Annotated in this window: 11 protein-coding genes and 1 pseudogene; 10 read left to right on the forward strand and 2 right to left on the reverse strand. The window is 72.8% G+C overall.

The genetic code is table 11. The features are described 5' to 3' along the window. Positions 1–27 precede the first annotated feature (27 nt). The 8 genes and pseudogenes from ACQP0N_RS15705 (at position 28) to ACQP0N_RS15740 (ending at position 7,205) form a co-directional block, all read left to right on the forward strand. Complete coding sequence (locus tag ACQP0N_RS15705; protein ID WP_433121081.1) at positions 28–912, forward strand: MHYT domain-containing protein; 885 nt, start codon at positions 28–30, stop codon at positions 910–912. A 197-nt stretch (positions 913–1,109) separates the two neighbouring features. Then, entirely contained in the window at positions 1,110–1,961 is an 852-nt protein-coding gene (locus ACQP0N_RS15710; protein ID WP_433121083.1) for a fumarylacetoacetate hydrolase family protein, read from the forward strand. Beyond that, on the forward strand, positions 1,958–2,707 hold the full coding sequence (locus ACQP0N_RS15715; protein WP_433121085.1) for an SDR family NAD(P)-dependent oxidoreductase: 750 nt from the start codon (positions 1,958–1,960) through the stop codon (positions 2,705–2,707). Before ACQP0N_RS15710 ends, ACQP0N_RS15715 begins: the two co-directional genes overlap by 4 nt. Before the next feature lie 19 nt (positions 2,708–2,726). Then, entirely contained in the window at positions 2,727–3,482 is a 756-nt protein-coding gene (locus ACQP0N_RS15720; protein ID WP_433121087.1) for a (Fe-S)-binding protein, read from the forward strand. A 20-nt stretch (positions 3,483–3,502) separates the two neighbouring features. After that, positions 3,503–4,923, forward strand: a pseudogene (locus ACQP0N_RS15725) (LutB/LldF family L-lactate oxidation iron-sulfur protein). Next, complete coding sequence (locus ACQP0N_RS15730) at positions 4,920–5,519, forward strand: LutC/YkgG family protein (RefSeq protein WP_433121089.1); 600 nt, start codon at positions 4,920–4,922, stop codon at positions 5,517–5,519. Before ACQP0N_RS15725 ends, ACQP0N_RS15730 begins: the two are co-directional and overlap by 4 nt. Before the next feature lie 83 nt (positions 5,520–5,602). Next, a complete protein-coding gene (locus ACQP0N_RS15735; RefSeq protein ID WP_433121092.1) occupies positions 5,603–6,178 on the forward strand; it encodes a TetR/AcrR family transcriptional regulator in 576 nt (191 codons plus the stop codon). A gap of 43 nt (positions 6,179–6,221) precedes the next feature. After that, the gene (locus ACQP0N_RS15740) at positions 6,222–7,205 is read left to right on the forward strand and encodes a zinc-dependent alcohol dehydrogenase family protein (RefSeq protein WP_433121094.1); all 984 of its coding nucleotides are present in this window, start codon (positions 6,222–6,224) and stop codon (positions 7,203–7,205) included. Between the two features lie 114 nt (positions 7,206–7,319). On the opposite strand, the gene ACQP0N_RS15745 is transcribed toward ACQP0N_RS15740, so the two are convergent. Both ACQP0N_RS15745 and ACQP0N_RS15750 read right to left on the reverse strand, forming a co-directional pair. Continuing rightward, entirely contained in the window at positions 7,320–9,749 is a 2,430-nt protein-coding gene (locus tag ACQP0N_RS15745) for a DUF4132 domain-containing protein (RefSeq protein WP_433121644.1), read from the reverse strand. Between the two features lies 1 nt (position 9,750). Beyond that, positions 9,751–10,143 carry a hypothetical protein gene (locus tag ACQP0N_RS15750; protein ID WP_433121096.1) on the reverse strand — a complete coding sequence of 131 codons (393 nt, stop codon included), beginning with the start codon at positions 10,141–10,143 and terminating at the stop codon, positions 9,751–9,753. Between the two features lie 124 nt (positions 10,144–10,267). Here ACQP0N_RS15750 and ACQP0N_RS15755 point away from each other — a divergent pair, with 124 nt between their 5' ends. Both ACQP0N_RS15755 and ACQP0N_RS15760 read left to right on the forward strand, forming a co-directional pair. Further along, positions 10,268–12,058, forward strand: a complete 1,791-nt coding sequence (locus ACQP0N_RS15755) for an HSP90 family protein (RefSeq protein WP_433121098.1) — start codon at positions 10,268–10,270, stop codon at positions 12,056–12,058. Beyond that, positions 12,055–14,118, forward strand: a complete 2,064-nt coding sequence (locus ACQP0N_RS15760) for a hypothetical protein (protein ID WP_433121100.1) — start codon at positions 12,055–12,057, stop codon at positions 14,116–14,118. The genes ACQP0N_RS15755 and ACQP0N_RS15760 overlap by 4 nt, the downstream gene beginning before the upstream one ends. Position 14,119 lies beyond the last annotated feature (1 nt).

Consider the following 14,119-nt stretch of genomic DNA (forward strand, 5'->3'; position numbering starts at 1 on the left):
CGGTAACGAGTGGGGAGAGACATCGCCGTGGCGGACATCAATCACTTTGAGTACGGGTGGATCACGCCCGCGCTGAGCTACGCGCTGTCGGTGCTCGGGTCGGTCCTGGGGCTCGTCTGCGCCGGACGCATCCGCACGGCCCGTACCGCCCGCCAGCGCGCCTGGTGGGGCCTGCTGGCCGCCTGGGCGCTCGGCGGCACCGCCATCTGGGCCATGCACTTCATGGCCATGCTCGGCTTCGCCGTCGACGGCACCCGCATCCGGTACGACGTGCCACTGACCGCCGCCAGCACCGCCATCGCGGTGGTCGCCGTCGGCATCGGCCTGGCCATCGTCGGCACCGGCCGGCTGAACCCGGTACGCCTCATCGCCGGCGGCGTGTTCACCGGCGCCGGGGTCGCCGCCATGCACTACACCGGCATGGCGGCGATGCGCCTCAACGGCAGCCTCGGCTACGACACCATCCGGGTCGTCCTCTCCGTGGTCATCGCCGTCGTCGCCGCGACCGTGGCCCTGTGGCTCGCGATGACCGTCCGGCGCGGGCTGGCGATCTTCGCCTCCGCGCTGGTCATGGGCGTCGCGGTGAACGGCATGCACTTCACCGGCATGAGCGCCCTCTCGGTGCACCTGCACGAGCGCTCGGGCGGAGTGACCGGTGCCGGGGTGAGCGCCCTGCTGGTGCCGATCGTCGTGGCGGTGATCTTCGGCGTGGTCGGGCTGCTCTACGCCCTGCTCGCCGCGCCCACCGACGACGACCTGGCTGCCGCCGCGTACCTGGACGCGCGCCGGACCCCGGAGCCCACCCCGGTCGCGCCGGCAGCCGCCCCGGACCCGGTCGGGCTGCGCGCCCGCTCCACCCTCGGGCAGCCCGGCACCCCGTTCCCCTCCCGCCGGGACAATCCGCCGCGCTGACGCCGGCCGGTGCCGTCCGGCGCTGAGGCGACCCGGATCATCGCGCCACACCGCCGACGCGGCGCGTGCGGCGCGGTGGCCGCGTCCCAGTCCGCCGACCGAGGTGATCCCGCCGTGCGGGCGGCGAGGCGTGTCGGTGTTGAATGCGGTGGTGTCCGCCACCCCCGCGAGTCAGCCCGGACACAGAGGAGGGTGAGATGAACTTCCAGCGCCTCGGCCCGAGCGGCCAGGAGATCCCGGTCGTCCAGCACGACGGTACGACCTTCGACCTGCGGCCGCTCACCGCTGACCTGGACGGGGCGTTCTGGGCGTCGGACGGGATCGCGCGGACGCGCGGCGCGCTCGACCGGGGCGAGCTGCCCGAGCTGCCCGGGGCCGCGTCGCTGCGGGTGGGCGCCCCGGTGGCGCGTCCGGCGAAGATCGTCTGCATCGGACTCAACTACCGCGACCACGCGGCGGAGACGGGCGCGGCGCTGCCCGCCGAGCCGGTCGTCTTCATGAAGGACCCGATGACCATCGTCGGGCCGTACGACGACGTCCTCGTCCCCCGTGGCTCGACCAAGACCGACTGGGAGGTCGAACTCGCGGTCGTCGTCGGAACGACCATCCGGTACGCCGAGTCTCCGGAGCAGGCCCTGCGCCACGTCGCCGGGTACGCGGTGTCACACGACGTCTCCGAGCGCGCCTTCCAGTTGGAGCGCGGCGGCCAGTGGGACAAGGGCAAGAGCTGCGAGACCTTCAACCCGCTGGGGCCGAGTCTCGTGCCCGCCGACGAGGTCGACGATCCGCAGTCGCTCGCGCTGCGCCTCTGGGTGAACGGTGTGCTCCGCCAGGACGGGTCCACCGCCAACATGATCTTCCCGGTGGCGCACGTGCTGTGGTACCTGAGTCAGTTCATGGTTCTGTACCCGGGCGACGTCATCAACACGGGAACGCCGGCCGGGGTGGCGCTGGGTCTTCCGGATCACCCGTACCTGCGCGCCGGTGACGTGGTGGAGCTGGAGGTCGCCGGCCTGGGTCGGGCACGCCAGACGCTGGCCGTCGCATGACCGCGGAGTTCGCCGGGCTGGCCGCGATCGTCACGGGCGGCTCGTCCGGCATCGGACGCGCCACCGCCGTGGAGTTGAGCGCCCGGGGCGCCCGGGTGGCCGTCCTCGACCTCGACCCGAGCGGGCTTGACGACGGCATCGCCGGCATCACCGCCGACGTGTCGAGCCGGGCGTCGGTGGAGGCGGCGGTCGCCGAGGCGGCCAGCGTGCTCGGCGGCCTGGACGTGGTGGTCAACAACGCCGGCATCGGCGCGACCGGAACCGTCGCCGACCAGGGCGACGACGAGTGGCGCCGGGTGCTCGACGTCAACGTGGTCGGCATGGCCCGGGTGGTCAGCGCCGCGCTGCCCTGGCTGCGCCGCTCGGAGCACGCGTCGGTCGTCAACATCTCGTCCATCGCGGCGCTCAACGGCCTGCCGGGCCGCGCGCTCTACTCGGCCAGCAAGGGCGCCGTGCTGTCGCTGACCCTCGCCATGGCCACCGACCACGTCCGCGAGGGCATCCGGTTCAACTGCGTCTGCCCCGGCACGGCGGACACGCCGTGGGTGGGGCGGCTGCTCGCGCAGGCGGACGACCCGGCGGCCGAGCGGGCCGCGCTGCGGGCCCGCCAACCCATCGGACGGCTGGTCACCCCAGAGGAGGTCGCCAACGCGATCCTCTACCTCGCGTCACCCCGGTCGGCATCGACCACGGGTACGGTGTTGGACGTCGACGGTGGGGTCACCCACCTGCGGGTCCGACCGTGACGACGGGCGGGGGTGTGCCGTGCGGATCGCGCTCTTCGTGACCTGCCTGGCCGACACCATGTTCCCGCAGGCGGCCACGGCGACCGTACGGCTGCTGGAACGGCTCGGCCACGAGGTCGTCTTCCCGACCGAGCAGACCTGCTGCGGGCAGATGCACGTCAACACCGGCTACCGGCGCGAGGCCGTGCCGCTGGTGCGCCGCCACGTGCGTACCTTCGATCCGTACGACGTGATCGTCGCGCCGTCGGGCTCCTGCGTCGGGTCGGTCCGGCACCAGCACGCGATGGTGGCCCGGCACGCGGGCGACGAGGGCTTGGCCGACCGGGCCGAGTCGGTGGCCGCGCGGACGTACGAGTTGTCGGAGCTGCTCGTGGACGTGCTCGGGGTGACCGACGTGGGCGCGTACTACCCGCACCGGGTCACCTACCATCCGACCTGCCACTCACTGCGGATGCTGCGGGTCGGCGACCGGCCGCGACAGTTGCTGCGTGAGGTGCGCGGCCTCGACCTGGTCGAGTTGCCGGCGGCGGAGCAGTGCTGCGGCTTCGGCGGCACGTTCGCCGTGAAGAACCCGGAGACGTCCACGGCGATGCTGGCGGACAAGATGCGCCACGTGCTGGACACCGGCGCCGACGTGTGCGCCGCCGGTGACGTGTCCTGCCTCATGCACATCGGCGGTGGACTGTCCCGGCTGCGCACCGGCGTGCGTACCGTGCACCTGGCCGAGATCCTGGCGTCGACGGAGACCAGCGGCGCAGCGGCGGTCCGGTCGTGACCCGCCGCACGTTCCTCGGGATGCCGACGACCGCGCCGGGCGGCGTGGGGCACCTGCGCGGCGACGAGTCGTTCCCGACCGCCGCGCGGCGCAGCCTGGCCGACCCGCAGCTGCGGCGGAACCTGCGGCACGCGACGACGACGATCCGGACCAAGTCCGGATCGGTGATCGCCGAGCAGACCGACTGGGAGCAGTTGCGCGCGGCCGGCGCGGCCATCAAGACCGACACCCTGCACCGCCTGCCCGAGCTGCTGGAACAGCTCGAAGCGAAGGTCGTCGAGGCGGGCGGCGTGGTGCACTGGGCGGCGGACGCGATCGAGGCCAACCGCATCGTCACCGACCTCGTCCAGGCGACCGGCGCGGACCGCGTCATCAAGGTCAAGTCGATGGCGACCCAGGAGATCGGGCTCAACGAGGCCCTGGAGGCGGCGGGGATCACCGCCGTCGAGACCGACCTCGCGGAGCTGATCGTGCAGCTCGGCGACGACCGGCCGAGCCACATCCTGGTACCCGCGATCCACCGCAACCGGGCCGAGATCCGGGAGATCTTCCTGCGCGAGATGCCCGGCGTCGACCCCGCGCTCACCGACGACCCGGCGGCCCTGGCGGCCGCCGCGCGCCGGTTCCTGCGCCAGACCTTCCTGAGTACGCCGGTGGCGGTGTCCGGCGCGAACTTCGCCGTCGCCGAGACCGGCACCCTCGCGGTGGTGGAGTCCGAGGGCAACGGCCGGATGTGCCTGACGCTGCCGGAAACCCTCATCACCGTGATGGGCGTGGAAAAGGTGGTGCCCACCTGGCGTGACCTGGAGGTCTTCCTCCAACTCCTGCCGCGCGCGTCGACGGGGGAGCGGATGAACCCGTACACCTCGATGTGGACGGGCGTCACCCCGGGCGACGGGCCGCAGGCGTTCTACCTGGTCCTGCTGGACAACGGGCGCAGCGCGGTGCTCGCCGACGAGGTGGGCCGGCAGGCGTTGCGGTGCATCCGCTGCTCGGCGTGCCTCAACGTGTGCCCGGTGTACGAGCGCGCGGGCGGGCACGCGTACGGGTCGGTGTATCCCGGTCCGATCGGGGCGGTGCTGTCTCCCCAGCTCACCGGCATCGAGGACAATGCGTCCCTGCCGTACGCGTCGACGCTCTGCGGCGCCTGCTACGACGCCTGCCCCGTGAAGATCAACATTCCGGAGGTGCTGGTGCACCTGCGTGCCGAGGCCGTCGAGGCGCGACAGCGACCCACCGCCGAGTCGATCGCGATGGCCGCCGCCGCGTACACGATGGACCGACCCCGGTTGTTCGCGGCCGGGCAGCGCGCGGCCCGGCTGAGCCGGTTCGCCGGTCGGCGGGGCCGGGGCCTGCCCCGCCGCTGAACGGCTGGACCGCCAGCCGCGACCTGCCCGACCCGCCGGAGCAGACCTTCCGCGAGTGGTGGGATGCCCGGTGACCTCCCGCGACCTCGTCCTCGGCCGGCTGCGTGCCGCGCTCGCCGGCAGTCCCGCCGATCCGGTGCCGGTGCCGCGCGACTACCGCCGGACCGCCGACGCGGACCTCGACCAGTTGGCGCAGCGCCTGACCGACTACCGGGCGCAGGTGCACCGGGTTCCCGAGGCCGCCGTCGCCGACACGATCGCCGACATCCTGCCGGCGGGCGGTACGGTCGTCGTACCCCCGGGTCTGGCCCCCGCCTGGCTGCCGCCGACGGTGACCGCGCTGCCCGACGACGGTCTCGACCACGCGCGGATCGGCGCGGCGGACGGGGTCGTCACCGCCGCCGCGGTCGCGATCGCCGAGACCGGCACGGTCGTCCTCGACGGCTCGCCCGACCAGGGACGCCGCGTGCTCAGCCTGCTGCCGGACCTGCACGTCTGCGTGGTCCGCGCCGACCAGGTCGTGGCCACCGTGCCCGAGGCCCTGGCCCGGCTGACGCCACAGCGCCCGCTGACCTGGATCAGCGGGCCGTCGGCCACCAGCGACATCGAGTTGATCCGTGTGGAGGGCGTGCACGGTCCACGCCGCCTGCACATCCTCCTGCTGCCCTGACCCACGCCTGTCACGGTGTGTGACGGCGCTCATGTGGGCTCCCTTAATCGAACGGACTAGTCTGTTCGATTAAGGGAGGGATCATGGCTACGAAGACCAGGAAGACCACTACCGAGGAACGGATCCTCAGCACCGCCGCCGACCTGTTCTACGCCCACGGCCTGCGCGGCGTCGGCATCGAACAGGTCATCGCCGAGAGCGGGGTGGCCAAGTCGACGCTGTACGTCCATTTCCGTACCAAGGACGAACTTGTGGCCGCCTACCTGCGGCGTACCGACGACTCGTGGATGGCGCAGTTGCAGCGGGCCGCCGAGCGCGCCGGTGACCGGCCGGCGGATCAGCTCATCGGCCTCTTCGACGCCCTCCTGGACGCGTTCGACCGACACGGCTTTTTCGGATGCCCCTTCGTCAGCGCCGCCGTGGAGGCATCGTTGGACTCGGAAGCCCGCGCCATCACCATCCGGCACATCGAGCGGCGCCAGACGTGGCTCACCGAGTTGACCAGGCGAGCCGGTGCGAGCGATCCGGCGGACCTCGCCCGCCAGATCGGGCTCCTGATCGACGGCGCGTTGGCCTCGGGCCGCCTTCTGCAGGACCGGGTCGTCGTGCACGAGGCGAAGAACGCCGCCCGGTCGCTGGTCGCTCACCAGACGGCATGAACCCGAAACGTGCTCATCAGGAACGGAAAGGTGAGGTAGCGCCATGCGCGCGGTAGTGCTCAGCGAATTCGGCGGCCCGCTCGTCGTCGAGGAGGTCGACACGCCGGTCCCCGGCGCGGGGCAGGTGCTCGTCCGAATCGCGGCCAGTGGCGTCAACCCCCTGGACACCAAGATCCGGGAGGGCAAGGCGCCGCACGCCCGGAACCATCCGCCCGTCGTCCTCGGCCTGGACCTGGCCGGGGTCGTGGCGGAGGTCGGCCCGGGCGTCGTCGGCTTCGCCGAGGGTGACGAGGTGTACGGCCTCACCGGCGGAGTCGGTGATGTTCAGGGGTCACTCGCCGAGTACGCGGCCGTCGACGCCCGGCTGCTGGCCCGCACCGCGAAGGCGTGGAGCCTGCGCGAGGCGGCGGCGCTGCCGCTGGCCGTCATCACCAGTTGGGAGGCGCTGGTGCACCGGGCGCAGGTGCACGCCGGCCAGCGGGTCCTGGTGCACGGCGGGGCCGGTGGTGTCGGTCAGGTCGCGATCCAGATCGCCCGCGCCCGGGGCGCGGAGGTCTTCGCCACCGGTTCACCCCGGAACCTGGAGACCATCGCGCGGCTCGGCGCGACGCCGATCGACTACAACGCCACCGCGGTCGAGGACTACGTGGCCGCGCACACCGGCGGCGAGGGCTTCGACGTCGTCTTCGACACCGTCGGCGGCGCCACCCTGGACAAGTCCTTCACCGCCGTGCGCACCTACACCGGCCACGTCGTGAGCGCGCTCGGTTGGGGTACGCACAGCCTGGCGCCGCTGTCGTTCCGGGGCGCCAGCTACTCCGGCGTCTTCACCCTGTTGCCACTGTTGACCGGTCAGGGACGCGACGCGCACGGCGAGATCCTGCGCGAGGCCAGCGCCCTCGGCGACGCGGGCGCGCTGCGGCCGATCGTCGATCCCCGACAGTTCACGCTGGACACCGTCGCGGACGCCCACGCCGTCGTGGAGGCCGGCACCAGCACGGGCAAGATCGTCATCGACGTGCCCTGAACCGGCCGGATTGGCTATTCGGATTGCTCCGCTTCAGCCACGTAGACACCCTTACCGGGGTGTCCCTCGACCAACCCGCGATCCTTCGCCGGTAGTCCACTCTCTCGGTCGGCATCAACCGATCACCGTGGGTCGGAGTTGGCTCAGGACGGTGGGGTCGGTGATGCGGTCGTCGGCGGCCAGCATGATCGCCTTGGACAGGATCGTGGCGAGCATGGGGTCGTCGTCGAACGGCAGATGCAGACGGCCGGTCTGGCTGCGGGCGGCGACGATGCACAGGTACCTGTCGTCGGGCTCCATCATGATGTTGCCCGACCCGAGGTGGATGCGGTACGCGCGCAGGTTGCCCCGCACCCGCAGGTACCGCTCGGCGAGGTCCACCCGGTCGGCGATCGCCATCCGGGGCAGCAGCCGGGCGAGCGCGTCCCGGCGTACCTGCGCGGACGGGGTCAGCTCGGCCACCGCGGTGCGGTGCCAGTAGGCGGAGAACCGGTCCTCACCACGGTCGGCCCACTGCGGATCGGTGGCGATCGAGGTGACGCCGACGAACAGGTCCACGTCGCGCATGGCCTCGGTGAACACCAGCGGCGGCACGTCGACGATGCGCGCCGGTTGCCACGTCCTGCCGTCGTGCCGGGCGAAGCGCACCTGGTCGGTCGCGCAGTACTCGACGTCGTAGCGACGCTCCTCCTGGTCGTCGACGAGCGCATGGTGGAAGGACGCTTGCCACGCGCCGCCGCCGAAGACCTTGGTGGCCTCGCTGTCGTACCCGCCGTCCCACGTGCCCAGGTAGCCCGCCTGCCAGCCACGGGCGCGCAGCAGGGCGTTGGCCTGCCGGTAGCGCAGGATGTGCGCGGCGAAGCGGTTCGAGTAGGTCTCCGTCTTCTCCTCGGCCGGCGTGCGCAGGTAGACCTCGCGGAACGCCTGTTTGAACGGCTGCGTCAGGCCGGCGGCGACCAGGTGCGCGCGCCAGGCCAGCACCTCGGCCGTGTCCGCGCGGGCCGGATGCCACAACCGGACCGCTCCGTCGGCGAGGGCGTGGCCGTCCCGGTCGACGATCGCCCACCCGTCGCCGTTGCGCCGGGGCAGACCGGCCGTCCAGCGCCGGCCGTCGGCGCTGGCCTCCCACAGCAGACGCCGCCCGTAGGTCGCGGTCACCGGGTGGTCGAGCAAGCGCGACGACCAGTCGGGGTACGACCAGACGCGCTCCTCGGACAGCAGCCCTTCCACGCGTTGCCGCTCGCTGACCAGCGTCGCGCCGATCCGCTTGACCAGGCTCCGTAACTCGGCGAGATCGTCCTCGTGGGACTGCTTCACCTGCGCCGGAACGCCCTTGAGGGTGGCCCCGTCGCGGGCGAAGACCAGGCGTGCCCGTTCGCCCACGATCTCGACCGTCGCCTGGTACGGGCCGACCGCCCGGGTCAGCCGCCCGTCCGGTCCGAGTCCGTGGTCATCGACGGCCAGCTCCATGACCTCGCTGAGCGACCAGCCGCGCCGGGCCCCGAGCTGGGTCAGCGCGGTCTGGACCCGGCTGCGTACGGCCTTGTTGCGGACCGTCACGGCGAGGCGGGCCAGCGTACGCAGCGGCACGTCGCCGTCCCGGTCGGCCAGTAGTCGTACCGCCGCGATCGCCGTCCGCGAGGCGTACGGAAATCCGGCGGCCTGGCGTGGCGCGGACGCCGCGCTCGTGGTGGCCCGGGCCAGCAGCTCCGTCGCCCGCTCGTCACGCTCGCGGGACAGCGCCCAGACCAGCCCGCGCAGGAGGCGGTCCGTGTCGTCGTGCACGCTCCGCCCGTGGGCGGTGAACGCGTCGAGGAGCCGGCGGACGACCTGCCGGCCGCCGTGCGCGGCCACGAGCAGTTCGTCGAGGCGACGCAGCCACTTCGCGGTCGCCGCCGGTTTGTCCAGCGCGGCGCAGTGCTCCAGCAGCTCCGGCACGCCCGGCTCGACGAGGTCGCCCCCCAGGTCGGCGCGGACGGCGGGCCCGAAGGTATCCCCGTGGTGCAGCAGCCACGCCGGCAGGCGGCTGCCGGTGGCGCGGTCGATGGCCTGGCCGAGCAGCGTGACGGTACGCCGTCGGGTCGCCGCCGTGACGAAGTGGTCGTCGAGCAGCTCGCTGCTCAGGGCGGACAGCGCCGGCACCAGGTCGGCCAGCTCGGCGGCCGTCAGGCGCGGCGCGATCAGGGCGGGTAGTTCCAGGTCGGTGCCGTCGTCGACGCCGCCTCGGCGAGCGACCACGTCCAGGCACCACAGCAGGTCCGCCCGCGTGAAGTGGACATCCTCGGTGGCGAGATCGGGCATCACCCCGCTCATCCCGGACGTCGATCCCCGGTGCAGGGCCAGGGCGGCGCGGCGGTGCTCCTCGGCCGACCACGACTCCACGGTGGACCACTCGGGCACGTTCGTCACCGAGGATCCCCAGTGGTAGGTGCTGGCGATGCGCAGCACCGCGCGGATCCGTTCGTCGGCCTCGGCGAGACCGGTCTCCACCTGCCGCCGGTCCGCGTCGCTCAGGTGGGGGAGCAGTGCCGTCCAGGCACCCATGTCAGCCACCCACCAACGCGATGAGCCGGACGAACGCCACGTCGGGGTCGGTTCGCAGGTCGATCTCCTCGTCGAGGTCGTCGACCTGGTGGTCGCCGACCAGCAGCAGGAAACCGTTGTGGGCGAACGCGGCGCAGGCCCGGTCCGCCTGCGCCTCCCAGTCGAGTCGCCGGCCCGGGGCGACCCGGTAGCCGTTCAGGGTGGCCTCCGTGTCGGTCGGCTGGACCAGGCCCCGGAAGTGCCGGGGCCGCTCGGCGTTGAACCGCGCCACCTCCTCGCGGACCCGCAGCCGGACCAACTCCCGCGCGGAGATGCGCTCCGGCAGGCCGGTCAACGGCCAGCTGTCGACGGCTCTGCCGGTCGCCGTCTCGTCCCGAACCATCACCGTGACCATCCGTTGTGCTCCTCGCCCTGAAGGTGAGCGGCAGCATGGCACGACCGTCCGACGAAAACGCGCCCCCCAGCGGATCAGGTCAGCCGCTAGTGTGCAGCCGATCGGATCACGGGAGAGGGCGGTTGTGAGCTACACCTTCCACGTCGACCTGCGCGGCATCGTCGACCTGCTCAGTCACCACCTGTACGCCAGCCCGCGCGTCTACGTCCGCGAGCTGATGCAGAACGCCGTCGACGCGATCACCGCCCGTCGGGTGGGCGAGCCCGGCGCGCCGGGCGCGATCCGCATTTTCCCACCGGAGTCCACCGGGGACGGCACGCTGCGCGTGGAGGACACCGGCGTCGGGCTGACCGAGGCGCAGGTGCACGAGCTGCTCGCCACGATCGGCCGCAGCTCCAAGCGGGACGAGCTGGGATTCGCCCGGCACGAGTTCCTCGGCCAGTTCGGTATCGGGCTGCTCTCCTGTTTCCTGGTCGCCGACGAGATCCGGGTAAGCACCCGTGCCGCCGGCTCGCCGACCGTCGAGTGGATCGGCTACGGCGACGGGCGCTACGAGCTGCACGTCGCCCCGGCCGAGCGGGAACGCCCCGCGCAGGGCACCACGGTGACCCTGGTGCCCCGACGCGGCGCCGAGCACTGGCTGCGCAGGGACACCGTCGTCGAGATCGCCGCGCTGTACGGGTCGCTGCTGCCGATCGACGTCCACGTCGAGCACGAGGCCATCACCACCGGCCCCGCCCCCTGGGAGAACGACCCGGCCGAGCCGGCGGCGGCACGGCGGGAGCGTCTCGACGCGTACGCCCAGGAGGTCTTTGGTTTTCCGCCCTTCGACGTGATCGACCTGGCGGTGCCCGCGGCGGGCCTGCGCGGGGTGGCGTTCGTGCTGCCCATGCCGGCCAACCCGACGTCGCGGGTGGCCCACCGGGTCTACCTCAAACAGATGCTCCTCTCCGAGGACATCGAACGGCTGCTGCCGGAGTGGGCCTTCTTCGTCCGGTGCGTGGTCGACACCACCGAGTTGCGCCCGACCGCGAGTCGGGAGGCGCTCTACGAGAACGAGCTGCTCGACGAGGTCCGCGACGCGCTGGGCGACACCCTGCGCGGCTGGATGACCCGGCTCGGGCGCACCGACCCGCGTCGCCTCCAGGCCTTCCTGCGGGTGCACCACCTGGGCGTCAAGGCCCTGGCGGTGCACGACGACGAGATGCTGCGCCTGGTCGAGCAGTGGTGGCCGTTCGAGACGAACATGGGCCCGCTGACGCTCGCTGAGTTCCTCCAGCGGCACGGCGTGGTGCGGTACACGCCGTCGGTCGACGAGTTCCGGCAGCTCGCCGCGGTCGCCGCCGCCCAGGGGATCGCCGTGGTCAACGCGGGCTACGTCTACGACGCCGAGTTGCTGCGTCGGCTGCCCGACGTGGACAGCGGCGTCGCCACCGAGATCCTCACCGCGAGTGACCTGGCGACCCGGCTGGAACCGCTCGACCCGGACGTCGAGCTGGCCGTGCGGCCCTTCCTCGTCCTGGCGCAGCGCACCCTCGACCGGCTCGGCGTGCAGGTGCTGGTGCGTGCCTTCGAACCGGCCAGCATGCCGGCGCTGCACCTGCTCGACGGTGACACCGCCCTGGCGGTGGACCTGCGTCAGGGGCAGGAGCAGGCCGACGAGCTGTGGTCGTCGATCCTCGGCACCTTCACCGAGGGTCGCGACGAGCGACCGCAGCTCGTGTTCAACCACCGCAACCCCCTCGTCCGGCAGGCCATCGCCACCGGCGACGACGAGCTGACGACGCTCGCGATCGAGGGCCTGTACGTGCAGGCGTTGCTGCTGGGCCACCAACCGCTGCGGCCCGCCGACACGGCCGCCCTGAACCAGTCGTTCCTCGGGCTGCTCGCGCGCGCCATGGAGGGAACCCGATGACCACCTCCGAGCAGGAACTGCGGGAACGCCTCAGCCAGGCGTACGCGCTGCCGCGTGGCCCGGTGCGGTTCGCCGCGCTGGACGCGGTCTTCCGGCACGCCGACGCGGCCGGCGACGTGCCGTTCGCCTTCTCGGCCCGGATCAACGCGATCAGCGACTTCCATCACGGTGGTGACCCCACCCGGGCGTTCCTCGCCTTCTCCTGGTGCCTCGCGACCGCCGATCGGCAGCCCGAGGTGGTCCACGGGCACCACACCCGCACGTTGCTGTGGGACTTCAAGTGGATCGTCTGGGCACTGCCCCAGTTCCCGGACATCCCGCTGGAGCGCACCATGGCGGTGCTCGACGACATGCAGCGTCGCTACCAGCTCGCCGGGCACAGCCTGCACGCGGTGCACCAGCACCGCTGGCTCGTGGCGCACCACGTGGGGGACATGGCGGCCGCCCAGGAGGCGTACGACCGGATGGTCACCGCCAAGCGGGACTCGATGTCCGACTGCCAGGCATGCGTTCCGTCGGGGCAGGTCCGGCACCTCGCGTCGCTCGGCCGGTTCGACGAGGCCATCACCATCGGGGAGCCGTACAAGCGCGGCGGCTGCACCGAACAGCCACAGTGGATGCTCAGCGAGCTGCTCACGCCGTACCTGCGGACGGGCCGTTTCGACGAGGCCGTCGAGGCCCACCGGGACGGCTACCGCCGCATCCGCGACGACCGTCACCACCTCGACAACCTCGCCCAGCACGTGCTGTTCTGCGGGCTGACCGGCAACGAGGCGCGGGGCCTGGAGTTGGTGGAGCGGCACCTGAGCTGGCTGGAGCGCCCCTCGTCGCCGTACGCGGCGATGGAGTTCGCCGCGTCCGCCGCGTTGGTGCTCGGCCGGCTGCGCGCGGCGGGCCACGCGGATCTGGTGGTGTCCCGCCGCTCGGACGACGGCACCCGCCGCTGGGAGACGACGGTCGCCGAGGTCCACGACGAGCTGGCCGCGCAGGCCCGCACCATCGCCGCCCGGTTCGACGTCCGCAACGGCAACCGGCACCAGAGCGAGCGGGTCGAGGCGCGTATGGCGGCGACGCCGGTGGCGCAGCACGTGCCGCTCACCGTCCTCGCCGGGCGGGTCACCACGTCCGAGCGGGCGGCCGATCCGGCGCTGGCCGCGCTCGTCGAACAGGTTGCCGCGCTCACCGCGGCCGGCGACCAGGCCGGCGCCGCGCGGACCCGGCTCGACGTGGCGCACACCCTGCGCAACGCGGGCCGGCAGGAGGACGCGATCGAGGCCGCCGAGGAGGCGGTCCGCAGCCTCGACCGGATCGGTCTGCGCGACGACGGGCTGCGCTGCCGCCACCTGCTGTGGGAGCTGTACCGCCGGGGCTACCACCACCGCGATGCCGCGCGGGTGGTGCTGGCCGAGCTGATCCGGGCCGGGGACCTGCCGGACGGGCTGCCGCCGCTGGAGGTCGTCCTGGAGGACGCCGCCGACCTGCTCCACGGTGCGGAGGGGGTCACCCACCTGGTCACGGCCGCCGACCGGCACCGGGCCAACGGCGACACCGACGCCGAGCTGCGGGTGCTGCGCAAGGCGCTGGGTCGGCTCGCCAACCGGCCGCCGGACGACGTCGCCTGGGCGGTGCTGGCGCGCGTCGACGCCCTCGGCGCGGCGGCGCGGCCCACCTCCGCTGAGCTGTCGGGCCGGGACCAGGTGGCCGCCGCGCAGTTGCTGGACCGCGCCGGCGGTACCGCCGAAGCGCTCGACCGGCTCGACAGGGCCGTCACCCTGTTCGACGGCGACGAGGTGGCGGACGATCGTCGCTCGGCCCGGCTGCACCGGGCGCGGTTGCGGCTGCGTCTCGGTGAGCCGGCGCGCGCCGAGGCGGAGGCCCGGGAGGTACTGGCCGAGGACCCCGACGAACACGGCTACGAGGCCACCGCGGTGCTGACCCTGGCGCTGCGGGCCCAGGGTCGCGCGGACGAGGCCGAGAAGGCCCTGGCCGCGCAGGACATGGACGAGGAGGACCTCGACTACTACGAGCAGGACCTCGAACCGGACGACGACGAGGACTGAC

Source organism: Micromonospora sp. CA-246542, from assembly GCF_050942905.1.
Lineage (GTDB): Bacteria > Actinomycetota > Actinomycetes > Mycobacteriales > Micromonosporaceae > Micromonospora.